Annotated in this window: 22 protein-coding genes; 14 read left to right on the top strand and 8 right to left on the bottom strand. The window is 62.2% G+C overall.

Annotated elements, in window-relative coordinates:
- Positions 1-55: 55 nt before the first annotated feature.
- Together ACTHNR_RS19985 and ACTHNR_RS19990 are read right to left on the bottom strand one after the other, a co-directional pair.
- Positions 56-292 carry a hypothetical protein gene (locus tag ACTHNR_RS19985; RefSeq protein WP_440549397.1) on the bottom strand — a complete coding sequence of 79 codons (237 nt, stop codon included), beginning with the start codon at positions 290-292 and terminating at the stop codon, positions 56-58.
- Positions 293-667: 375 nt separating this feature from the next.
- Positions 668-1075, bottom strand: a complete 408-nt coding sequence (locus ACTHNR_RS19990; protein ID WP_440549398.1) for a YciI family protein — start codon at positions 1073-1075, stop codon at positions 668-670.
- A gap of 124 nt (positions 1076-1199) precedes the next feature.
- Between ACTHNR_RS19990 and ACTHNR_RS19995 the strand changes: the two genes are divergently transcribed.
- Positions 1200-1832 (top strand): hypothetical protein, encoded by a 633-nt coding sequence (locus tag ACTHNR_RS19995; protein WP_440549399.1) that lies wholly within the window; start codon positions 1200-1202, stop codon positions 1830-1832.
- Between the two features lie 237 nt (positions 1833-2069).
- On the opposite strand, the gene ACTHNR_RS20000 is transcribed toward ACTHNR_RS19995, so the two are convergent.
- Positions 2070-3596, bottom strand: a complete 1527-nt coding sequence (locus tag ACTHNR_RS20000) for a UxaA family hydrolase (RefSeq protein ID WP_440549400.1) — start codon at positions 3594-3596, stop codon at positions 2070-2072.
- Positions 3597-3717: 121 nt separating this feature from the next.
- Here ACTHNR_RS20000 and ACTHNR_RS20005 point away from each other — a divergent pair, with 121 nt between their 5' ends.
- Positions 3718-4434, top strand: coding sequence for a FadR/GntR family transcriptional regulator (locus ACTHNR_RS20005; RefSeq protein WP_440549401.1), 717 nt, complete (start codon positions 3718-3720; stop codon positions 4432-4434).
- 55 nt (positions 4435-4489) lie between these two features.
- Here the strand turns inward: ACTHNR_RS20005 and gcvA are convergent, their stop codons facing one another.
- On the bottom strand, positions 4490-5413 hold the full coding sequence (gcvA, locus tag ACTHNR_RS20010; protein WP_440549402.1) for a transcriptional regulator GcvA: 924 nt from the start codon (positions 5411-5413) through the stop codon (positions 4490-4492).
- A 139-nt stretch (positions 5414-5552) separates the two neighbouring features.
- Between gcvA and leuC the strand changes: the two genes are divergently transcribed.
- The 11 genes from leuC (at position 5553) to ACTHNR_RS20065 (ending at position 16840) form a co-directional block, all read left to right on the top strand.
- Positions 5553-6983 (top strand): 3-isopropylmalate dehydratase large subunit, encoded by a 1431-nt coding sequence (leuC, locus tag ACTHNR_RS20015; protein WP_440549403.1) that lies wholly within the window; start codon positions 5553-5555, stop codon positions 6981-6983.
- On the top strand, positions 6983-7573 hold the full coding sequence (gene leuD / locus ACTHNR_RS20020) for a 3-isopropylmalate dehydratase small subunit (protein ID WP_440549404.1): 591 nt from the start codon (positions 6983-6985) through the stop codon (positions 7571-7573). The genes leuC and leuD overlap by 1 nt, the downstream gene beginning before the upstream one ends.
- A 47-nt stretch (positions 7574-7620) precedes the next feature.
- The gene (gene leuB, locus ACTHNR_RS20025) at positions 7621-8685 is read left to right on the top strand and encodes a 3-isopropylmalate dehydrogenase (protein WP_440549405.1); all 1065 of its coding nucleotides are present in this window, start codon (positions 7621-7623) and stop codon (positions 8683-8685) included.
- Positions 8686-8792: 107 nt separating this feature from the next.
- Complete coding sequence (locus tag ACTHNR_RS20030; protein WP_440549406.1) at positions 8793-10208, top strand: MFS transporter; 1416 nt, start codon at positions 8793-8795, stop codon at positions 10206-10208.
- Positions 10205-11059 carry an ABC transporter ATP-binding protein gene (locus ACTHNR_RS20035; RefSeq protein ID WP_440549407.1) on the top strand — a complete coding sequence of 285 codons (855 nt, stop codon included), beginning with the start codon at positions 10205-10207 and terminating at the stop codon, positions 11057-11059. The genes ACTHNR_RS20030 and ACTHNR_RS20035 overlap by 4 nt, the downstream gene beginning before the upstream one ends.
- Positions 11040-11846 (top strand): ABC transporter permease, encoded by an 807-nt coding sequence (locus tag ACTHNR_RS20040; RefSeq protein WP_440549408.1) that lies wholly within the window; start codon positions 11040-11042, stop codon positions 11844-11846. The genes ACTHNR_RS20035 and ACTHNR_RS20040 overlap by 20 nt, the downstream gene beginning before the upstream one ends.
- Positions 11847-11957: 111 nt before the next feature.
- Complete coding sequence (locus ACTHNR_RS20045; RefSeq protein WP_440549409.1) at positions 11958-12722, top strand: SDR family NAD(P)-dependent oxidoreductase; 765 nt, start codon at positions 11958-11960, stop codon at positions 12720-12722.
- Positions 12723-12843: 121 nt separating this feature from the next.
- Positions 12844-13686, top strand: a complete 843-nt coding sequence (locus ACTHNR_RS20050; RefSeq protein WP_440549410.1) for a fumarylacetoacetate hydrolase family protein — start codon at positions 12844-12846, stop codon at positions 13684-13686.
- Between the two features lie 78 nt (positions 13687-13764).
- Entirely contained in the window at positions 13765-14787 is a 1023-nt protein-coding gene (locus tag ACTHNR_RS20055; RefSeq protein ID WP_440549411.1) for an ABC transporter substrate-binding protein, read from the top strand.
- Positions 14788-14822: 35 nt separating this feature from the next.
- Positions 14823-15755: an SMP-30/gluconolactonase/LRE family protein gene (locus tag ACTHNR_RS20060; protein WP_440549433.1), complete on the top strand. Its 933-nt coding sequence runs from the start codon at positions 14823-14825 to the stop codon at positions 15753-15755.
- Positions 15756-15940: 185 nt separating this feature from the next.
- Entirely contained in the window at positions 15941-16840 is a 900-nt protein-coding gene (locus ACTHNR_RS20065) for a LysR family transcriptional regulator (RefSeq protein ID WP_440549412.1), read from the top strand.
- Positions 16841-16890: 50 nt separating this feature from the next.
- Here ACTHNR_RS20065 and ACTHNR_RS20070 read toward each other — a convergent pair whose 3' ends face one another.
- Genes ACTHNR_RS20070 through ACTHNR_RS20085 form a run of 4 tightly spaced genes read right to left on the bottom strand, consistent with a single transcriptional unit; the run spans position 16891 to position 20729 of the window.
- On the bottom strand, positions 16891-18444 hold the full coding sequence (locus ACTHNR_RS20070; protein WP_440549413.1) for a tripartite tricarboxylate transporter permease: 1554 nt from the start codon (positions 18442-18444) through the stop codon (positions 16891-16893).
- 4 nt (positions 18445-18448) lie between these two features.
- The gene (locus ACTHNR_RS20075; RefSeq protein ID WP_440549414.1) at positions 18449-18955 is read right to left on the bottom strand and encodes a tripartite tricarboxylate transporter TctB family protein; all 507 of its coding nucleotides are present in this window, start codon (positions 18953-18955) and stop codon (positions 18449-18451) included.
- A 30-nt stretch (positions 18956-18985) separates the two neighbouring features.
- Complete coding sequence (locus ACTHNR_RS20080) at positions 18986-19798, bottom strand: amidohydrolase family protein (RefSeq protein ID WP_440549415.1); 813 nt, start codon at positions 19796-19798, stop codon at positions 18986-18988.
- 13 nt (positions 19799-19811) lie between these two features.
- Positions 19812-20729, bottom strand: coding sequence for a Bug family tripartite tricarboxylate transporter substrate binding protein (locus ACTHNR_RS20085; protein WP_440549416.1), 918 nt, complete (start codon positions 20727-20729; stop codon positions 19812-19814).
- Between the two features lie 365 nt (positions 20730-21094).
- Between ACTHNR_RS20085 and ACTHNR_RS20090 the strand changes: the two genes are divergently transcribed.
- On the top strand, positions 21095-22075 hold the full coding sequence (locus ACTHNR_RS20090) for a Bug family tripartite tricarboxylate transporter substrate binding protein (RefSeq protein ID WP_440549417.1): 981 nt from the start codon (positions 21095-21097) through the stop codon (positions 22073-22075).
- Positions 22076-22085 lie beyond the last annotated feature (10 nt).

Consider the following 22085-nt stretch of genomic DNA (forward strand, 5'->3'; position numbering starts at 1 on the left):
CGTGCTGCCCGAAATGTTGCTACAAGCCGTTCTTCAAGCGGTGCATGTCGTGCGGTCATGAGATCGCACCGCAGGCCGCCTCGCGTTCCTCGCGCCGAGCTGCTCCAGCAAAGCCGTCAATGATCCAGGCTAGGGCAAAGAACGGTGTTGCGGCGATAATTGCCGCTATCACCAGGACGAGCCACGCCGTGCGCTCAGGGTCTATCGGATTGAGGAACCCGAGAGTGGCGATCAAAAACCCGATCGCTCTCAGGGCGAATACGACTCGGTTCATTCCTTCATTCGTGTTCATTCTTGCGGTCTCCGCGTCAAACGAGCCCTCGTGCCGTCGGTTAGACTCCCGAATCCCAGAAAAGCAAGAAGGGGGCATGCAAGGGGGCATCGGTTAGCTCTAAAATTCGAACAAACCAAGCCCATAAAGCATCAGAGAGAGAAATGTGGAGGGCACCCGGCCCACCATTCGAAGCGTTCCAAGGAAGCGGGGAAATCCGGCGCGCACGGAAGGCGGCTGCGAATGATTCTTCAAGCTAAGCGTGGGCCGTCTCCGGCGTGGCGGTCGCCGAAGTTGCCCAACACGGCACGCTTGACCCGCAGGTAGATCGCAGCGCGTGCTCTGACGTCTGTTAGTGATCGGTAGGGAATTCGTCCAATCAACCGATACGGTCCGCTATTCGGTGCATGGGTTCACGACCTGGCGCACCTCGCATTCGATGTTCCATTCGTTGCCATGGACTCGTAGGAAGCGCTTGGCCAGTTCGATGGCCTCCTCCCTCGACTCTGCCTGGAGCAGGGCGTAGCCGCCGATGACTTCCTTTGTTTCGGTGAATGGACCATCGGTCACGCTGATCTTTCCGTCGGCTAGCCTGACGCGCACGCCGTCGGACGTGGGAGTCAGCCCTGCGGTGTCGAGCAACTTTCCCTCGCGGGTGAGCTCTTCGATGAGCTTGCCCATCTCGGTCATCAACTGCGTACTGGGCTGCAGGCCTGTGTTCTCACTGATTCTTACCATCGACAGGAAGCGCATTTTTGTATCTCCGTGAATGGGTGAAGGAGCCAGGATGCCGACGAAGGCCACTCATCCCGCTCCTCCCCACACGACGGATGACGATGGTGTAAATCGACAAACTGACTAGGAACGCAACTGGCAAACGGGTCATTCCTGGGCGTATATTTCCGAGCATAGCGAAACGAGGGCAACGATGGCGAAAGGCAAACCAAAATACACACGGGGCGACGCAGAGCGTCTATTCGGCGGTCTCGCGCCCACCGGGACGAGGTCGGCGAGCCGCCCGGTGAATCCGTTCGACGACGATCGCGACGGAGTCGAGCGCCCCAAAAGCGAGCACCCCAAAAACGAGCCGACGATCTGGGGCAAAGAAACGGTATGGCTCCCGCTCGAAATCGAGGTGCCGCCCGGCTACAAAACGGTCGATGAGGTTCGTGAAGCGATGTCGCGCGCGTGGGGAATGACGTGGATCAGCGAGACGCGCGAGGGGCTGATGGCTCGGCTTGCGGATGGCTGGGAACTTGTCCACCCCCAAACCGGCGGCACGAAAATCTACGATGGGAAAGCATTCCGAGCCGAGTGGGCAACTGGCGAGCATGCAAAGCTACGGCTGCTCTGCCGATACCGAATCGAGTCGAAGTTCGACCAGTCGGACGACCGGTGTCAGCTTGTCGTGCGCGATGGCGAGGTCGACGGGAAGCCTCTGAAATTCTCTGCCTATGCGCCCGAGAGCGGCCCCAGGCATCCCGAGTGGGCGAAATGGCGGGCGTGGCTCGATCGCGAATACCCGGGGCATGACGATCCTTTTAAGTACTGGACGCCATGAAAGCGCGCTTCATCGTCGTGGGCCAATTCGACAGTTAGTGACGGCGACAACAGATCCAAGAGCCTAAAAATCTTCCCTTAGAAAAGCGAAAGGCCCCAAGGTAGTCCCTGGAGCCTAGCGCCGGCCACGTAGTCGCAACCCATTTATGGCGTCAAGTCTACTTCGGCAGCCCCGGGCGCACCATGAGCCGGCCAATCCAACATTGGGCGCTAACGCCCAACCGCCCGCCCCCGTGCCTCACATCTGCGCGCCGATCATCCACGGTACGAACTCATCGTCGCCGACACCCAGCGCTTCGCTGCGGCTCTTCTCGCCCGACGCCACGCGCAAGATCGCATGGAAAATTTCCTCGCCCTTTTGCTGGACCGTCACGCTGCCTTCCATGATGTCGCCGCAGTTGATGTCCATGTCGTCGCGCATGCGGTTGAACATGCCGGTGTTGGTGGCGAGCTTGATCGACGGTGCGGGTTTCGCGCCGAAACATGAACCGCGGCCGGTGGTGAACACCACCAGGTTCGCTCCGCTCGCGATCTGACCGGTGGCGCCCATCGGATCGTAGCCCGGCGCATCCATGAAAACCAGGCCGTGCGTGTCGACCGGTTCGGCATAGCGATACACGCCCATCAGCGGCGTCGACCCGCTCTTCGCCACCGCGCCGAGCGACTTTTCAAGAATCGTCGTCAGGCCGCCCGTCTTATTGCCCGGCGTCGGATTGTTGTCGATGCTGCCCTTCTCGCGCTGTGCGTAGTCTTCCCACCAGCGAATCCGCTCGACGATCTTCTCGCCGACTTCGCGCGAAATCGCCCTCCGCGTCAACAGATGTTCCGCGCCGTAAATTTCAGGCGTTTCGCTCAGGATCGCGGTGCCGCCGTGCCGCACCAGCAAATCGACGGCCGCGCCGAGCGCCGGGTTGGCGGTGATGCCGGAGTAGCCGTCCGAGCCGCCGCATTGCAGCGCGATGCTCAAGTGCGAGATCGGCAGCGGTTCGCGTTCGACTTGATTGGCTTGCGGCAGCATCGCTTCGACAGCGGCGATCGCGGCATCGATGGTCTTTTGTGTGCCGCCGAGTTCCTGCATGACGAGCGGCACGATCATCGGTCCGCTTTCGACGTTCTCGGCGACGAACAGCGCGCCCATCTGATTCGCTTCGCAACCTAGCCCGATCACGAGCACGCCCGCGAAATTCGCGTGTTTCACATAGCCGCCGATCGTGCGGCGCAGCTGCTGGATACCTTCGCCGTTGTGATCGATGCAGCAACCAAAGCTGTGCGTGATCGGCACGACGCCGTCGACGTTCGGGTAGGCATCGAGCGCTCCGGGCGCCGCGAAATGTTGCGCGACGCGCTTGCTGACCGTCGCTGAGCAATTGACCGTGCTGATCACGCCGATGTAATTGCGCGTGGCGACACGGCCGTCGGCGCGGCGAAAGCCCTGGAACGTCAACGGCTGCGCAACCTTGCCGACGGGTTTCACGTCGCTGCTGAACGCGTAGTCCCGGTCGAACGTGCCAATCGATACGTTGTGCGTATGAACGTGGTCGCCCGGTGCAATGGGCTGCGTGGCGAAGCCGATGATCTGTCCGTAGCGACGCAGCGCTTCGCCCTGCGCGATCGCACGCAAGGCAATCTTGTGCGCGGCAGGGATGTCGCCGCGCGCGACGAGGCCCCCGAATTCATCGAGCGACGTGCCGTTGGCGATTGCGTTGCGCGCGATGGCGACGTCGTCGGAGTCGTGCAGCTTAAGCGCACGTGAAAGCGGGGTCATGGTCGTCCTCCCAGTTGAACGAATCGCGCTTGCTGGGCGCGTGGATCAGGCCCCGGCAATAGTGGGATAATCGCGGGCAATCGGGAAATTGGTCAGGCCACCGAGCGATTCTGGAGGCGTCATGGCACTGTCTGGCACCACGCGAAACGCGCTCGCGCGGGTCGTCAAGGAACTGGAAAGCTGCATCCTGCGGGCCAATCGGCGAGGTGAAACGCGCCTGCCGTCGGAGCGAGAGCTCGCGGCGCAATTCGGCACCTCACGAGCGACGATACGGGAGGCAATCCAGCGTCTGGCCGCACGTGGGGTGCTTGAAACCCGGCGCGGCAGCGGGCTTTTCATCAGCGCGCAGCAACCGGCTCGGCTGAGCGCGCCGTGGCTGCAACTGCTTGCGGAAAATCCGCCGGTTCGCGAGGACACGCTGGAGTTCCGGCTGATGTTCGAGTGCGCCGCGGCGCGCTTCGCCGCACAGCGCGCGACGCCGGAAGAATTGGCGGACCTCGAATCGATTCTCGCGCGCATGCATCAAGCGGTGCATCGCCACGATGTCGAGGCCGAGGCGCAAGCCGATGCCGAGTTTCATGCGGCGCTGGCCGTCGCATCGCACAACGCGATGCTGAGCCATTTCTACGCCAGCGTGATCACGCTGCTGCGCGAGCACATCACCAACAATACGTACGAAGCATCACGCATGCAGGCGGAGGCGAATGATCTGGCGCTGAGGCGGCTGGAGCAGCACACGGCGATCCTTCGCGCGATTCGCACGCACCGTCCCGATGCCGCGTCCCGAGCGATGCACGCGCACATCGCCTTCGTCGGCAATCAGTTCACGCAAGGGTGAAGATTCGTCGCGCCGCACGGCGCATGGGGTCGCGTCGCCTTGCAGTGCAATATGTCTATCGATCGGATCTTAGCGGCGCAAGGCTCTGCTCGTACGTCATCGCTTCCTCGACTAGCCACGCTTCGAACGCCGCCAGCTGCGGCGATCGCGAACTGACCTGCGAGCAGGCCAGGTAGTAAGCGCCCGGCGTGGCAACCTGCAGATCGAACGGCGCGATCAACCGCCCGTTACGTAAGTCATCTTCTATCAACGCGCGCACCGCAATGACCACGCCGAGCTTATCGAGCGCGCCTTGATACGCCAGTGCGGCGTTATCGAAGTTGATGGCGCCGTGATTGCCCAGCTCGGTGACACCCGCCTCCACCAACCAGCGCGACCAGTCCATTGGCCGGTGCCGCGACGACAGCAGCGCGTAATTCGCGAGATCGCTCGGCCGCTTCAACGGCCGATCTTCCACGGGTAACGACGGGCTGCACACGGGCATCAGCACTTCGCGCAGTAGGCGGCGCTGGCTCGTATCCTCGGGCGGGAACGCGTGTGAGTGAATCGATAGATCGATGTCTTCGCGGCGGAAATTGGCCGGCTCGTGCGAAGTGAAAATCTGGATCTCGATCTTTGGGTGCAGCGCCTGAAAACGCGTTAGCCGCGGCACCAGCCAGCGCATCGCAAAGGTGGGGGGCAACTTAAGCCGCAGCACGGAGCCGTCCATTTCGTTGCGCGCCTCGCGGGTCGCGTAATCGATCTGATCGAACGCGCTGCCAAGCGCGCGGATATACGTTTCGCCCTTACGCGTGAGCTCGATGCCGTGATGCGTGCGCACGAAAAGCTTCACGCCTAGCCACTCTTCGAGCAGCGAGACGTGGCGGCTCACCGCCCCTTGGGTGACCAGCAGTTCCTTCGCCGCGCCGGTGAAACTCGAGTAGCGCCCCGACGCTTCGAAGGCGCGTAATGCATTGAGCGGAGGAAGTTGTCGTCGCATGGCTGGCACGAGATTTTCTCATGCCGCCCATGATATATCGGTCGTTGCGCAGGACCTAGAACTACCTAATCATCGTCTCCGTTGCGCAGCGTAACGCGCAGGAGCGCCCGCCACGGCGTCAACCGACGGAGACGATGAAGTGAACGCAACGCTACGAGCGCCCCAGACGCTCTTCGACAAGATCTGGCGCGCGCATCACGTGATGGCGCGCGAAGACGGACAGAGCTTGCTGTACGTCGATAGTCATTTGCTGCAAGACGGCTCGGCGCCCGCCTTCGAAATGCTGCGCAGCCGCGGCTTGAAAGCGCGTGCGCCGCAGCGCAGTTTTGCAACGCCCGATCATTACGTCCCCACCCATAGCCGGGACCTCTCGAACATCGCCGACCCCGAAAAACGCGCCATGGCCAATGCGTTGCGCGACGACAGCGCGAGCCTGGGCATCACCTTCTTCGGACTCGACGACGTGCGCCAAGGCATCGTGCATGTCGTCGCGCCGGAACAGGGCTTGACCCGGCCCGGCATGCTGATCGTATGCGGTGACAGTCACACCTCGACCCACGGCGCGGTCGGTGCGCTTGCATTCGGCATCGGCGCAACGGAAGTCGCGCATGTCCTGGCGACGCAAACGCTCTGGCAGCGCAAGCCGAAAGCGTTGCGCATCGTGCTCGAGGGCAAGCTCGAAGCGGGCGTCGGCGCGAAAGACGTGATCCTCGCAATCATCGCAAGAATAGGCGCGGGCGGCGCCACCGGTCATGTCATCGAATACGCGGGCTCGGTCATCGCCGGTTTGTCGATGGAAGGGCGCTTCACGATCTGCAATATGTCGATCGAAGCGGGCGCGCGCGCCGGCGTGATCGCGCCCGACGACACCACCTTCGCTTATCTCGCCGGTCGCCCCTTTGCGCCGTCCGGGGTCCAATGGGATCGCGAACTCGCACGCTGGCGCAGCATGACATCGGACCCGGATGCGCCGTTCGACAAGGAAGTGTCGATCGACGTCGGCGCACTGCGGCCGATGGTCACCTGGGGCAACAGCCCCGAGGACGCGCTGCCGATCGACGGCCGTGTGCCGGACCCTGCCACTGCGCCGAACGCACAGCGCCGCGCCGCGATGCAGCGCGCCCTGGATTACATGGGTCTGACGCCCGGCATGCGGCTCGACGGCTTGAAAATCGATCGCGCGTTCATCGGATCGTGCACGAATGGCCGGATCGAGGATCTGAAGGCGGCGGCCGCCGTCGTGAAAGGCCGCAAGGTTGCGCCGTCGGTCGAGGCCTGGGTCGTCCCGGGCTCGGGGCTCGTCAAACAAGAAGCGGAATCGCTCGGTCTGGACCGGGTCTTCAAGGAGGCGGGCTTTCAATGGCGCGAAGCGGGCTGCTCGATGTGCCTGGGCACCAATGGCGACACGGTCGCACCGGGGCAACGGAGCGCCTCGACGACCAATCGCAACTTCGTCGGCCGCCAGGGCCCGGGCTCGCGTACTCACCTGATGAGTCCCGCGATGGTCGCCGCCGCCGCGTTGAGCGGCCGCCTCGCGGATGTCAGGCTCTTTCTTGAGCGGGATAACTGATGGAAAAATTCGTTCGCCTCGAAGCGGTAGCGCTGCCGATTGCGCAATCGAACCTCGATACCGACCAGATCTTGCCCGCGCGTTATCTGCAGAAGCCGCGTTCGGACGATTTTGGCGCCTATCTGTTTCACGACCTTCGATACCGCGCGGACAACTCGGAGAACGAGCACTTCCTACTCAATGCCCCCGCGTACCGGCGGTCGAGGATCGTGGTCGCGAATGAGAACTTCGCATGTGGTTCGTCGCGCGAACATGCAGTGTGGGCGCTCTTCGACTACGGCGTGCGGGCTGTCATTGCGCCTAGCGTAGGCGATATTTTCGCGTCGAACGCATCGAAGAACGGCTTGCTGATCGTGCTGCTGCCGGCTCGTGACGTGGCCGTGATCATCCGCAAGCTGGAGGCGCGGCCCGGGCTGACCGTCAGTGTCGACCTGGAAGCGCAGACGGTGTCCACGCCCGACGGCGTATCCCATCGCTTTGACATCGACCCCTACCGGAAGCGCTGTCTCCGGGAAGGGCTCGACGAACTCGGCTACACGCTGACCCTACTCGACCGGATCGAAGCGTTCGAGCGCGATTACTCGCATTGACCGGCCCGGTCGTTCGCTTCACTCATCGTCATACTAAAGGACAGGACATGAAGATTGCCGTACTCGCAGGTGATGGAATAGGAAAGGAAGTCACCGCGGAGGCTTTGAAGGTATTGCAGGCGGTGGCGCCGAGAACCGCGGCGCTGGAAGTGACCCACGCGCCGATCGGCGGCGCCGGGGTGGAGGCCGCGGGTGATCCGTTGCCCGATGCGACGCTCGAAGTGGCACGCCGCTCGGACGCCATTCTGTTCGGCGCGGCCGGCGAGCCCGGCGACGAAAAAATCCCGTTCGATATGCGGCCCGGCGCGAGTTTGCTGCGCTTGCGCAAGGCGCTCGGGTTATTCGCGAACTTCCGACCGGCCTTCCTGTTTCCCGAACTCGCGGATGCTTCGAGCCTCAAGCCGGAGATCGTCGACGGTCTGGACCTGATGATCCTGCGCGAGCTGACCGGCGACCTCTATTTCGGCGAACCGCGAGGCGTTGCGCCTGAAGGCGGCGAACGCGTCGGCGTCAATACGATGCGTTATTCGGAAAGCGAAGTGCGTCGCATCGGACATGCGGCGTTTCGTGCCGCGCGTCTGCGCAATCGCAAGGTTTGTTCTGTCGACAAGGCGAACGTGCTCGAGACCATGCAATTGTGGCGCGACGTGATGACGGAAGTCGGCAAGGAATATCCGGACGTCGAACTGACGCATATGTTCGTCGATGCCGCCGCGATGATGCTGATGCGCGATCCGCGCCGGTTCGACGTCATCGTAACCGGCAACGTGTTCGGCGACATTCTCTCGGATGCCGCCGCGATGCTGACCGGTTCGATCGGGATGTTGCCCTCGGCTTCGCTCGGCAGCGGCACGCTTGGCCTCTACGAGCCCGTACACGGCACGGCTCCGGACATCGCGGGCAAGGACATCGCGAATCCGCTCGCAGCGATCCTATCGGTGGAAATGATGATGCGCCTTTCGTTCGATCTGCCCGCCGCGGCCGAGCGCATCCGGCGCGCGGTGAGTACCGTGCTGGCCGAAGGTTATCGCACCGCGGACATCTATGAGCCCGGCACGCGCAAAGTTGGAACCCGTGAGATGGGCGAGGCGGTACTCGCCGCGCTTCATTGATTCAGCCGGATTGCAGCCTCGGTAGGCGTGCCTGACCCTGCGTCGGGCGCGCAGCCTGATTCCCCACGATAAACACGGTGGCGACAGCACGCCGTGCGGAGACAAAGATGACTGACATCTATGCCGATGCGACGATTCCCGTCGCGGACAGTTACGCCGGACAAGTCGCGGCGCGGCTCGACCGCCTCCCGTTCACCGGCGCCCTTTGGCGGCTCGTGTTCTTGATTTCCATCGGCGGTATCTTCGAACTATACGACCTCTTCATGACGGCCTACATCGCCCCGGGCCTGGTGCGAAGCGGGTTGTTCACGAGCGGATCGGTGGGGTTCTTCAGTACCAACGGCATAGGTTTCTTCGTCTTCTGCACGTTTGCCGGGATGTGGCTCGGCTGCATGGTGTTCGGCTCGGTGGCGGACCGGCTTGGCCGCCGCTCGATGTTCACGTTCTCGCTGATCTGGTATTCACTGGCCACCGCGGTCATGGCCTGCCAGAGCTCGTCGGCAGGTATCGATCTGTGCCGCTTCATCGCCGCGATCGGTGTGGGACTCGAACAGGTCACGATCGATACGTTCTTAACCGAGCTCGTGCCGCCTCAAGGGCGCGGCAAGGCATTCGCGTTCTACCAATTCATCGAATTCCTGATTGTGCCCGTGGTGGCGTTGCTCGGCTGGCTGCTGGTGCCGATCAGCCCGTTCGGTATCGACGGCTGGCGCTGGGTGGCGATGATTGCCGCCGTGGGCGCGGTGGCCGCTTGGGGCTTGAGGCGGGGCTTGCCGGAAAGTCCACGCTGGCTGGCGCTGCACGGTCACAACGACAAAGCCGAGGAGATCATGCGCGATCTTGAAACGCGGATCGCCCGCGAGGCCGGGGTCGCCGCCTTGCCGCCGGCGCCAGCGACGGAAGCGGTCGTCGGCGACGGCAAGTTTTCCGAACTGTTCGAAGCGCCCTACGGCAAACGCACGCTCGTGTTGTCGGTATTCAACCTCGCGCAGACCATCGCTTTTTACGGCTTCGGCGCTTGGGTGCCGACGCTTTTGATCTCCAAGGGCATTCATGTGACCACGAGTCTCCAGTACGCGTTCATCATCGCGCTGGCGAATCCGGTGGGGCCTCTGCTCGGCATCTGGATCGCGGACAAGATGGAGCGCAAGTGGCAGATCGTTTCGGCGGGCGTGGGGATCGGTGTCTTCATGCTGTGCTTCGCCAAACAGACTGATCCGATGTGGATCATCGGCTTCGGCGTCCTTGTCACGCTGTTCAACAACTGGATTTCGTTCGTCTTTCACGGTTTTCAGGCGGAGCAGTACCCGACGCGCATCCGCGCGCGCGCGATCGGTTTTGTCTATTCGTGGAGCCGCGTGAGCGCGGCGCTGGCTGGCTTGATGATTGGCTTCTTCCTGCATGCGGGCGGCACCATGGGCGTCGCGCTGTTCATCGGCGCGGCAATGCTGGTGATGATCGTGGCGGTCGGCGGATTCGGGCCGCGGACGCTCAATCGCAGTCTGGAGGAGCTGTCGCAATGACCGCGGCACTGCGCAGCGTCGATACGGAGCGCCGACCGGCCGACGCACTGGAAGCATTGCGATTCGAGGGCGTGACCTGCACATTCGCCGGCAACGACGGTCGCGGCGGCGCGTATACGGCTGTCAGTGACGTCAACCTGACGGTGCGCGACGGTGAATTTGTCTCGGTGGTCGGCCCGACGGGTTGCGGCAAGTCGACACTGCTCAACGTCGCGGCCGGCCTCATTCGGCCTTCGTCGGGCACCTTGAGCGTATTCGGCAAGCCGCTCGATCAGGGGCTCAATACGCAGGCCTCGTATCTGTTCCAGGTCGATGCGCTAATGCCGTGGAAGACGGCGCAAGACAATATCGTCGCAGGCCTGATTTTTCATGGCAGGGGCAAGGCGGAAGCGCTCGGCACCGCGCGTGACTGGTTGGTGCGGGTCGGCCTCGATGGTCATGGCGGCAAGTACCCCCATCAGATGTCGGGCGGCATGAGAAAGCGGGCGGGCCTCGCGCAGGCGCTCGCGCTCGACCCGCGCATCTTGCTGATGGACGAACCCTTCAGCGCACTCGATATTCAGACCCGTCAGCTGATGGAAGATGAGTTGTTGCGGTTATGGTCGACCGATCGCAAGTCAGTGGTTTTCGTCACCCACGATCTGGAAGAAGCGATCTCGTTGTCCGATCGCGTGATCGTCATGTCCGCAGGACCCGCAACTCGGCCGATCGCGGAATTCGAAATCGATCTGAAGCGTCCGCGTGAGGTGTCGGAAATCCGCATGACGCAACGTTTTTTGCAACTGCATGCGCAGATCTGGCAGGTACTTCGAGGGGAGGTATTAAAAGGCTATGCGCGCAATCATCGTTGATCGCAGGGGCCGTCTCGCGGTTGTATTCGCACGATGCCTGTTGCTGGGAGGTTTCATCGCACTTTGGTGGGGGCTGACGGGCAGCGGCCTGATCTCGCCGTTCTTCTTCGGCGAGCCGGTGGGCGTGATGCAACGGCTGATCGGATGGTTCGCCGCCGGCTCGGTCTATACGCATCTTTACACCACGCTGATCGAAACGATTTTGGCGTTCTTTATCGGCACGGTCCTGGGTCTCGCGTGCGGCTTATGGCTCGCGCTGAATCCCTTTCTTGCAGTCGTCAGCGATCCTTTCATCAAGGCGTTCAACTCGATGCCGCGGTTGATTTTCGCACCGGTCTTCGCACTGTGGTTCGGCTTGGGCATCTGGTCGAAAGTCGCGCTTGGCGTGACGCTGGTTTTCTTCGTCGTGTTCTTCAACGTATTCCAGGGCGTACGTGAAGTCAGCCCGGCGGTGCTGGCGAATACCCGCATGCTCGGCGCGAATTCACGCCAGTTGATGCGTCACGTTTATCTGCCGTCGGCCATGAGCTGGGTTTTTTCCAGCTTGCACAACGCGGTCGGGATTGCGTTCGTCGGAAGCGTGGTGGGGGAGTACCTCGGGTCGGAGAAGGGTGTGGGTTATTTGATTTTGTTGGCCGAGGGCGTGTTCGACATCAACTCGGTCATCGCCGGAATTTTGCTGCTTACCGTGTTCGCACTGGCGCTCGATACCACGGTTTCCATGTTCGAAAATCACTTCATGCGCTGGCAACCGGGCGCGGAGCAGACGGTGCAGAGCCGCGCCTGAACGGCGCGAGTCGGCGAAGCCGGGTGCGGACGGCCTGAATTTTCGGATTCGCGTTTCCAGCCGGGAAATCAAGCCCTGGCGTTCATTTCATTGCTAATAGGAAGGAACATCTTGCAAACCAACGCCATCGATTTGACCGGCCGCGTAGCGGTCGTGACCGGCGGTGCTCGGGGGATTGGCCTGAGCGTCGGTCATCGCCTGCTTGCGTCCGGCGCGAAGCTGGCGGTCTGGGACATCGACGAAGCACGTCTTGCCCAAGCCAAAGCGGAACTAAGCGCATGCGGCGATATCGCCGTGCATACCGAACAGGTCGACATCGCGGATTACGACAGCGTCGAAGCAGCTGCCGCGGGCACGCTTCGCGCGATGGGCCGCATCGATATTCTGATCAACAACGCGGCGATCGTGGGCCCGAACGCGACGCTCGCCAACTACCCGCTTGACGACTGGCGTCAGGTGATCGATGTCGACGTCAATGGCACGTTCTATTGCTGCCGTGCGGTGATTCCGGTGATGACCGAACAGAAGTACGGCCGCATCGTGAACGTCGCGTCGATTGCGGGCAAGGAGGGCAATCCAAATGCGTCGGCATACAGCACGGCCAAGGCGGCGGTGATCGCGATGACCAAATCGCTCGGCAAGGAAGTCGCAATGCACGACATCGCGGTCAACTGCGTGACGCCGGCGGTAGCGCGAACGCCGGGGGCGATGGAGCAGGCGCCCGATCATATCGCGTACATGTTGGGCAAGATTCCTCGCGGCCGCTTCCTAGAGTTGAACGAAGCAGCTGCGATGATCGCATGGCTCGTGAGTGAGGAAAACTCGTTTACCACCGGCGCGGTGTTCGATCTTTCCGGTGGCCGGGCCACTTACTGAGCCACTTGCCGAGCGAAGCGCAACGCGCGTGGCCGACCACCCGATGCAAGCACGTTGCGGACACGGCGCAAATGCGCCTCGAGCGCGGTTCAACCTTTAAATACTTGCCACCCGATTCGATATGAAGCTACTTCGTTATGGCCCGAGCGGCCAAGAGAAGCCTGGAATGCTCGATGCGCAGGGGCGTATCAGAGATTTGTCGCTCCGGATCGCGGAGCTTGGGGGAGATGCATTGCTGCCTGAGAGCATCGCACGGCTCGAGGCGCTGGATCCGACGACACTGCCGCTGGTCGAAGGCAGTCCGCGTCTTGGCGCTTGCGTCGCCGGGACCGGAAAATTCATCTGCATCGGGCTCAACTACTCCGATCACGCGGTTGAAACCGGCGCGATCGTGCCGCCCGAGCCCATCATCTTCATGAAAGCGACCAGCGCAATTGTCGGTCCCAACGACGCCATCGAAATTCCGCGGCGCTCGGAGAAGACCGATTGGGAGGTCGAATTGGGCGTGGTGATCGGCAAGCCCGCGAAGTATGTCGACGAGAGCGAGGCGATGGCTCACGTGGTCGGGTATTGCGTGATCAACGACGTGTCGGAACGCGCATTCCAGGCCGAGCGCCAGGGTCAGTGGACCAAGGGGAAGTCTGCCGATACCTTCGGGCCGATCGGTCCGTGGCTCGTCACGTCCGATGAGATCGCCGATCCGCAGGCGTTGCCCATGTGGCTGGATGTGAACGGCCGCCGCTATCAGAGCGGCAGCACGGCGACCATGGTGTATGGCGTGCGCTACCTCGTGTCGTATCTGTCGCAATTCATGTCGCTTCACCCGGGCGACATCATCTCTACCGGTACGCCGCCGGGTGTGGGGCTTGGACAGAAGCCGCCGGTGTATCTGAAACGCGGCGATGTCGTAACGCTCGGCATTCAAGGGCTGGGTTCGCAGCGTCAGGAAGTCTTGCAGGCTTGATCGTCGTCGGCCGGCGCGGCGCCGTTGCGTACGCGATGGGACCGTGCCGGTGTCTCCGCGTTGAGGAGCTGAACACTCATGAAGCGTCTTTATACCCCCGCGATAGTTTTGACCCTGTCGTCGGCGTTCATCGCCTGCGTCGACGCGCATGCGCAATCCGCGCCTGAGCAGCCCAAGCTCCATCTCGCGGCGGCCGGCGTTGGATTTCCCTATCTGCCGTTCTTGATCGCCAGTGGCCGAGGATATTTCAAGCAGCAGGGGCTCGATGTCGAGATCGGTGTCTACAGTGGTGGCGCCAAGGCATTGCAGGCGTTGCTGGGCGGCAGCGCCGACATCGTCGCGGGGGCCTACTCGAACACGATCACGATGGCCGTGAAGGGGCAGAAGCTCGTGTCGTTCGTCACCCAGGCGGTATGCCCCGGTTTCGTTTTTGGCGTGACCAAGGCGAGCCATGACAAGATTCGGACCTATGCAGACCTGAAGGGCAAGCGGATCGGCGTGAGTTCGCCGGGTTCGAGTTTTCACATGGGCGTGAACTATCTGTTGAGCCGAGCCGGCCTTAAGCCGGAAGACGTGTCGATCATCGGCGTGGGATCCTCCTCCGGCGCGATCGCCGCGGCGCGCAGCGGCCAGGTGGACGCGTTGATGACGAACGATCCTGTTGCAACGGTGCTGCAGGACAGCGGCGATCTGTTTCCGCTCGTGCAAATGCGCAATGAAAAGGAGACGCAAGCCACGTTGGGCGGCAACTATCCCGAGGCGAGCATTTACGCCACGAGGGACTTCGTCACAAAAAATCCGAGGACTGTTCAGGCGATCGCAAACGCGATGGTGACGGCGGAGAAATGGATGGCGGGCGCTACGCCGCAGCAGGTTGCCCAGGCCGTGCCGCCGCAGTATGCGATGGCCGACAAGGCCGCATTCGTGCGGGCCTATACCAACATGCACCAATGTTTGTCGCACGATGGCTTGATGGCGGCCGACGCGCCGGAGACGGTGCGCAGCGTACTGGCCGCGTTCGATGCCGACGTGGCGAAGGCGCACATCGACCTCGCTGCGACCTATGACAACAGCTACGTCCTGCGAGCCGGAAAACACTGAGGCCCGCGCGCTTGCGCCAACCTATCAACGCGATGATGGTCAATTCAACGCAGTCATTCAATGTCGTGGCAACGGGGCTTCAGTTTCCCGAAGGACCGGTTGCGCTATCGGACGGGTCGGTCGCGTTGGTCGAGATACAACGGGAAACGATCAGCCGCGTGTCGCCCGATGGCATGGTGAGCGTGCTGGCCCAGGTGGGCGGCGGACCGAACGGGCTGGCCGTGGGCCCCGATGGCGCCTATTACATCTGCAACAACGGCGGTTTTCTGTTCCAGACCATCGCAGGCTTCAACAGAACGCGCGCGGGTGTTCATCCGAATTACACCAGCGGACGGATCGAGCGCTTGGATCCGCATACCGGGGAATTGCGCACGCTATACGATCGCTGCGGAGATTTCCCGCTCTGCGGTCCGAACGATTTGGTCTTCGATCGGAGCGGCGGCTTCTACTTCACGGACTTCGGTAAGAACCGCTTACGCGAACGCGATCATGCGGGCCTGTACTATGCGCGCGCTGATGGCTCGATGATCGTGCCGGTCGCTTATCCGTTGACCACGGCAAATGGCGTGGGTTTGTCGCCCGATGATTCGGTGGTGTACGTGTCGGAAACAGAGACCGGCCGCCTGTGGGCCTTCGATCTGGAAGAACCGGGCCGCGCAAAGAAGCATCCGCACCCTTCGCCGCATGGCGGCCGTCTGGTTTGCGGGTTGCCGGGGTACCAGCGTTTTGACAGCATGGCAGTGGATGCGCACGGCAATATCTGCGTCGCGACCCTGGTGACCGGTTGCATTACGGTGATCGCACCGACCGGTGAAGTGCTGCGCCAGACGATGCTGCCGGATCCGATGGTCACCAATATCTGTTTTGGCGGCGCCGATATGAAAACCGCGTTCATCACGCTGTCCGGGACCGGGCAGCTCGTCTCGATGGACTGGCCGGAACCCGGCCTGCCGTTGCACTATGGTTGAAAACCAGATGAAAGGAACGTCGATGTGCGTCCGCGGCTTTGGGGACTGTCTGCCGCACATTCCGGTGGATGGGAACCATCGACGATCGGTTCGGCAATTCTATCGAGTCGATCTCCGGGCAAGCCACGATTGCACGATCGCGCGCTTGCCTTTACCGTCCCCGGATGCAAATCGATTTTCTTGGCATGCAGGCGTTTCTGAGCATTGTCGAAAACGGCGGTTTCCAGCCCGCCGCCGCACAGCTCAATCTGTCGCAGACCGCCGTCAGCCACCGCATCCGTAAGCTCGAAGAAGCGCTGGGCGTGCGCCTGCTCGCGCGCACGACACGAGAATTGACGCTGACCGACGCGGGCCGTGCCTTATTGCCGCGCGTGCGCGGTGCGATCCGTGAACTCGAAGCCTCGTACGACACTTTGCGGCAGCATCGCAGCAGCGCGCCTCAATGGTTGACGTTCGCTTGCCTGCCGACGCTGGCCGCCTCGCACATACCGAGCGTGCTGAAACGATTTGCGACGGCCTATCCCGACGTCGCCGTACGCATGTTCGACAACTCGATCGCGGAGATTGCCGAACTCGTGGATTCTGAATCGGCTGCGTTCGGCATATCGGTCAATTCGCCGACGCGCTTCAATCTAACCGTCGAACGATTCGCTCAGGAACCGTTTGCACTGGTCTGCCCGCTCGGCCACCGATTGCTCGAACGCGATGTGGTGCGGTGGGACGATCTGGTCGATGAGACGTTGATCCGCATCAGTTTGCACGCCGGCAATAGCACGACGATCGACGACGCGCTAGGCAATCGCCGTATGCAGTATTGCTGGGGGTATGAGACGCAGCACACGGGCGCCGCAATCGACTTCGTGCGCGCCGAACTGGGGCTGACCGTAGTGCCGTGTCTCGCGGCTACCAGCTATCCGGGCGTGGTTGCATTGCCGCTGGTCGAGCCGCAAATCACGCGCTGCCTCGCGACAGTGATGCGGCCCGAAACCTTGCTGGTCCCCGCGGCGGCCACGTTGTGCGACATGATCACCGAGGACATCGACAAGCGCCTCGCGGCATTCAGTGAGCCTGCCGCCGCGAGATAACGCCGGCAAGGCGTGCGCGAGCCCGATGAGACAGAGAGCAGCCGTGCCGCTCAGTCGTCCGCCATCGACGCTGTCCCCGCCGGCAGGGCCGGCTCGAGCGGCACATCGCGCCGCCGCATCCAGGTGCGCGATGCGAAGAACAACTGAGCGAAGATCAACAACGCGCCAACGATGAGGAAACCGAGCGCGATGGGGCGATCGGTAAAGATGGTCAGGCTGCCCCTCGAGAGCAGCATCGCGCGCCGAAAGTTTTCTTCCACCATCGGTCCGAGGACATAGCCGAGCAGAATTGGCGATACGGGGAAATCGAGCGCGACGAGCAACGCGCCGATCAGCCCGAACACGGCCACCTCGCCGACTTGGAAAAGGCTATTGTTCGTGCTGTACACGCCGACGCAGATGAAGAACAGCGCGGACGGAAACAGAAAACGATAGGGCACGCGCAGTAATTTCACCCACACGCCGATCATCGGGACGTTCAGCAGCACCAGCAGAATGTTGCCGATCCAGAAACTCGCGATCAGTCCCCAGAAGAGATCCTCGTGTTCGGTAATCAACTGCGGCCCCGGCTGGATGCCGTGAATCAGCAGTGCGCCCAAAATCAGCGCCATCACGGCATCTCCGGGAATACCCAGGCTCATGGTCGGGATGAAATCGACTTGAGTCTTCGAGTGCGACGCGGCTTCCGGGCTTGCGACGCCTTCCAGCGCGCCATGGCCGAAACGTTCGGGATTCTTCGAAATGCGCCGTTCCAGGGCGTATGCGATAAACGTGGTGATCGTCGGGCCGGTGCCGGGCATTGCGCCGAATAGCGTGCCGACGGCGGTGCCGCGCACCATCGGCCAAAACGCCTGCTTCACTTCAGCCTTGCTGGGGCGCATGTCGCGCATGCGCAGTGTGGTGCTGTGGCCCACCGCGTGCATACGGTTCACGTTGCGCAGAAATTCGGCGACGCCATAGAACCCCAGCGCCAGCGCGACCAATTCAATTCCGTCCGAGAGATCCGGTAAGCCGAACGTGAAGCGCATCAGCCCGCTGTTCACGTCGGTGCCGACACTGCCGACCAGCAGCCCGAAGATCGTCATTGCGATGCCCTTTAGCGGTGAACCGCGCGACATCGTGCCCCCCGCCAGCAAACCGAGCAGCATGATCGAAAAGATTTCGGGCGGCCCGAATTTGAAGGCGATCTTCACCAGCAGCGGCGAAGCGAAAATCATGACGACGATGCCCACGGACGCGGCGAAGAATGACGCAATCATCGTAATGCCGAGCGCACTCCCGCCCTTGCCTTGGCGGGTCATCGGGTAACCGTCGAGACAGGTGACGGCGTGAGGCGGATGACAAGGCAGATTCAGGAGAATCGCGCCGATCGCGCCGCCATATTGCGAACCATAGAAGATCCCGGCGAGCATGAGGATCGCCGGTACGGCATGCATGGTGTACGTGAGCGGGAGCAGCATCGAAATCGCCGACAGCGCACCCATTCCGGGCAACACGCCGATCAGATTGCCGATCAGCACGCCGACGAACGACCACATCAGATTGTGAGGCTGCAGCGCGACGCCGAAGCCCTGCAACAAATCGAGAATCGATTGCGCAATCATTGAATCAACCCCATTGAAACAACGGTAGTTGCAATTGCAGCAACCACCAGAACACCACGACCGACACCACCGCCATCGCCACGCCGAGCGCGCACGCACTGAGCAGCGTATTGTCACGATCGCCGAGCGCCGCGATGAACGCCACCGCGAAACTCGCCGGCACGAGGCCGCCGTGACTGCCCAGCACGATGAATGCAACGATGCTCAGCACGATGCAGAACCAGCCCCGCCATTCTGCCCGCGGGCGGGGATCGAGCGGGGCTGCGTCGCCGCTCTCCAGCTTGCCCGCGGCCTCGCTGCCTTTAGCGGGACGGCGCTTGCCGGTGAACGCGATCGCTAGACCGATCAGCATGAGCAAGACGCCAAGCCCGCCCGGAAACAGACCCGGACCGGGCGCGGCCAGCGAGCCCAGCGAATAAGCGATGCCTTGTTGTGCGGCGCCGGCGCCGATCACGAGCATCAGCGCGCCCCCAAGACGGTCTTTGCCGATGCGGTCGATCAGGTCGTTCATGCGAATCTCCATGGCTGTCCCGTACTGGGCTCACGAAAAGTAGAACGTCTGCGCATTTTCGCCAAAAATCTTGCGCTGCGATTCCGGGCTGGTAATGGTGTCGCGCAGCCACTCGATGGTTTGAGCATATTCGAACTGCCCTTCCGCGCCTACGAATGGGCAGTCGCTTGCCCACATCAGCTTGTCGTCACCCACCCGGCGGTAGAGCTCCTGTGCGCACGCCCGCGCATTGGCGCCAAGCCTGTACGCGCCCGAAAGCTTGACCCATGTTCGGCCCTTTTCGACCGAGCGCACCATCGCCTTGAAGCCTTCGCTTTCGATGCCCGTCTGCGGATCGGGCCGCCCGATATGGTCGATCACGATCTTCACACCCGACTTTTCGAGCAGCGGCAGCACCTGTGGCAAACGCGGACCGTCGAGATGCAAATGCACGTGCCAGTCGAGGTCCGCGATACGCCGCAGCAACTTGCGGTATTCCCATTCGGTCAGATCGGGCAGCGTGCTCATGCTGATGAACGGCAGACGCACGCCAACCACGCCGGCGCGGTCCATCTCGTCGAGTACGACGCGTTCGACGCCGGGCTCGAGAATCACCGTGCCGCGCAGTCTCGAATGACGACGCACGGCGGCGATCACGTAGTCGTTGTAGTCGCCCCAGGGGCTTGCCGCGGCAATCACCGCCTGCTTCACGCCATTGCTTTCCATGACCGCAAGCAACTGATCGGTCGAGAAATCGTAAGTCGGGGTATGACGAGGGTTGTCGACGAGCGGCATGCTCCGTTCGAAGACATGCACGTGCGTGTCGATGATCAAGAGGTCGTTTTCCACCAGATTTGCTTGCACATTGTTCCTTTGTTCATTGAGATTTGATGCCGGCGCGTTCGATGACCGCATGCCACTTCACTGCGTCGTCGTGAAAGATTTTTGCCATTTCGGCAGGCGTACTTCCCATCGGCTCGGTGCCGAGTGCGCGCAATTGCTTGCGCAGCGCCGGTGAGGACAGCACCTCGCCGAGCTGGCGGTTGAGTGTGTCGATCGCTACCTGCGGCGTACCGTTCGCGACATAGAGCGCATTCCAGCCGGTCACCTCGTAATTCGGGACCCCGGCTTCGGCCACCGTCGGTACATCCGGCAGCCATGCGGTGCGTTTCGAGCCGGTGGTGGCGAGCGCGCGGATTTGCCCGGCTTCTATCGAGCCCTTGACCGCCGCGTACGATTCGAAACCGACGTCGATATCGCCGCGCACCAACCCCGAGATCACGTCCCCGGTGTTGCGATAGGGCACCACAACCGCATTGAGCTTCGCGGTGGATTTGAATAGTTCAGTGGAAAGATTCTGTGTGCTGCCGGGGTTGATCGCGCCCATCGTGATCTGTCGCTTGGCCGCCGCCGCCAGCACGTCGTGGAGCGTTTTCAGCTTGCCGCCGCCCTTGGCAAGCACCAGCAGGTCGAAGTACGCGATCCGCGACACCGGCTTGAAGTCTTTTTCCGGATCGAACGGCAGCTTCATCAGCGAGCCGGCAATCGCGGTGCCGTTGGCAAACAGTGCGACCGTATAGCCGTCGTGAGCGGCGCTCAGCACGGCGTTTGCCGCGGCGATGCCGCCCGCGCCCGGGCGGTTTTCGATAATGATGTTGTCGCCGAAACGCAGGCTCAATTCTTTCGCGACGATGCGCATGGTGATGTCGGCTAACCCGCCGACCCCGAACGGCACCACCACGCGGATGGGCTTCGTCGGGTAGGTCGACTGCGCGGCTGCGGGGGCGGCGCACAAGCCTATGGCGCCGACGGTAAGAACGAACGAAGCCAGCAGGCGGCGTGCAAGACGCAGCGGCGATCCGGCGTGTTGAGAAATCATCTGTCTGTCTCCATGAGAGGCCGTTTCTGTCTGTCGGGCAGGCGAGCTGAGCGATCCCGTACGAACGGTCCGCCATTAGTCTAGAGAGCGCCATCCGCCGTATCAAATGAATTGTTTTGCTGAGGCGATTCGTTTTTTTCACCGGCGCGAGCTGCGGCGATGTCATCTCAAACAATTCATGGGAAGGTGAAAACCAATCATTTGTCGGGCTCGTCCTCACACTTTATCGTTTCGCTCTACTAAATGAATCGGGATCCAGCGCATCCCAAACGGAGACGATCTTGAAGGTCATCCATCATCTGCGGCGGCACATGTGTACCGTTTTAGCGGCTGTGACTTGTTGCGTGGCGCCCGCTGCGCACAGTGCGTATCCCGACCGCCCCATTACGCTGATCGTGCCGTTTTCCGCCGGCGGCACCGTCGATTCGGTCGCGCGTATGTTGGCCGCCCAGATGGGCGCCGAACTCAAAACCCACGTGATCGTCGAGAACGCCGCGGGCGCGGGCGGCACCATCGCCACGGAGCGCGTGGCGCGCGCGAAACCCGATGGGCTGACGCTGTTGTTCGCGACGCCCAACCACACGATCAATCCCGCGATTCTGCGCAATCTGCCGTTCGATACCGAACGCGACTTCGTACCGATCTCGCTCGCCGCGCAGATCCCCGAACTGCTGATCGCGAACGCAAAGCAGCCGTATTCGGACTTCAAGGGATTTGTCGCATACGCGAAAGCCCATCCAGGTCAACTGAACTACGGCTCCGCCGGCATCGGCACGTTGCCCCACGTGACGATGGAACTGCTGCTGCAAAAGCTCGGCCTCAGGGTCACGCACATTCCCTATCGGGGCGCCGCGCCCGCGATGAACGATCTGCTCGGCGGCCGGGTGGCGATCAAGATGGACACCATCGTCACATCGCTGCCTCAGATCGACGCCGGCCGCTTGAAGCCGCTTGCGCTCGCCAGCGCTCAACGCTCGCCCCTTCTGCCCAATGTTCCGACGATCGCCGAATGCGGCGTGGCCGGCTACGAAGGCACGCTTTGGATGGGTATCGTCGCGCCGAAAGGCACGCCTGAGGCGGTCGTCGACACGATCAATCAAGCCGTCGTTCGATCGTTGAAGAGCCCGGCTTTGCTCAAGCAATTTGCGGTGTACGGCGTCGAGCCGGTCGGCAGCACGCCCGCCGCGTTCCAGAGCCAAATCTCGAACGAACTCAAGCAGTGGGCGACGGTCGTCCGTCGCGCCAATATCACCGCCAATTGAGCAGCAAGGA

Source organism: Trinickia sp. (assembly GCF_051954495.1).
In the GTDB taxonomy this organism is placed as follows: domain Bacteria; phylum Pseudomonadota; class Gammaproteobacteria; order Burkholderiales; family Burkholderiaceae; genus Trinickia.

Excerpts from the sequence above, each read along its gene's own strand:
- ACTHNR_RS19985 (WP_440549397.1), bottom strand. The coding sequence starts at position 292 with ATGAACACGAATGAAGGAATGAACCGAGTCGTATTCGCCCTGAGAGCG.
- ACTHNR_RS19995 (WP_440549399.1), top strand. The coding sequence starts at position 1,200 with ATGGCGAAAGGCAAACCAAAATACACACGGGGCGACGCAGAGCGTCTA.
- ACTHNR_RS20000 (WP_440549400.1), bottom strand. The coding sequence starts at position 3,596 with ATGACCCCGCTTTCACGTGCGCTTAAGCTGCACGACTCCGACGACGTC.
- ACTHNR_RS20005 (WP_440549401.1), top strand. The coding sequence starts at position 3,718 with ATGGCACTGTCTGGCACCACGCGAAACGCGCTCGCGCGGGTCGTCAAG.
- gcvA (WP_440549402.1), bottom strand. The coding sequence starts at position 5,413 with ATGCGACGACAACTTCCTCCGCTCAATGCATTACGCGCCTTCGAAGCG.
- leuD (WP_440549404.1), top strand. The coding sequence starts at position 6,983 with ATGGAAAAATTCGTTCGCCTCGAAGCGGTAGCGCTGCCGATTGCGCAA.
- leuB (WP_440549405.1), top strand. The coding sequence starts at position 7,621 with ATGAAGATTGCCGTACTCGCAGGTGATGGAATAGGAAAGGAAGTCACC.
- ACTHNR_RS20030 (WP_440549406.1), top strand. The coding sequence starts at position 8,793 with ATGACTGACATCTATGCCGATGCGACGATTCCCGTCGCGGACAGTTAC.
- ACTHNR_RS20035 (WP_440549407.1), top strand. The coding sequence starts at position 10,205 with ATGACCGCGGCACTGCGCAGCGTCGATACGGAGCGCCGACCGGCCGAC.
- ACTHNR_RS20040 (WP_440549408.1), top strand. The coding sequence starts at position 11,040 with ATGCGCGCAATCATCGTTGATCGCAGGGGCCGTCTCGCGGTTGTATTC.
- ACTHNR_RS20050 (WP_440549410.1), top strand. The coding sequence starts at position 12,844 with ATGAAGCTACTTCGTTATGGCCCGAGCGGCCAAGAGAAGCCTGGAATG.
- ACTHNR_RS20055 (WP_440549411.1), top strand. The coding sequence starts at position 13,765 with ATGAAGCGTCTTTATACCCCCGCGATAGTTTTGACCCTGTCGTCGGCG.
- ACTHNR_RS20060 (WP_440549433.1), top strand. The coding sequence starts at position 14,823 with ATGGTCAATTCAACGCAGTCATTCAATGTCGTGGCAACGGGGCTTCAG.
- ACTHNR_RS20065 (WP_440549412.1), top strand. The coding sequence starts at position 15,941 with ATGCAGGCGTTTCTGAGCATTGTCGAAAACGGCGGTTTCCAGCCCGCC.
- ACTHNR_RS20070 (WP_440549413.1), bottom strand. The coding sequence starts at position 18,444 with ATGATTGCGCAATCGATTCTCGATTTGTTGCAGGGCTTCGGCGTCGCG.
- ACTHNR_RS20075 (WP_440549414.1), bottom strand. The coding sequence starts at position 18,955 with ATGAACGACCTGATCGACCGCATCGGCAAAGACCGTCTTGGGGGCGCG.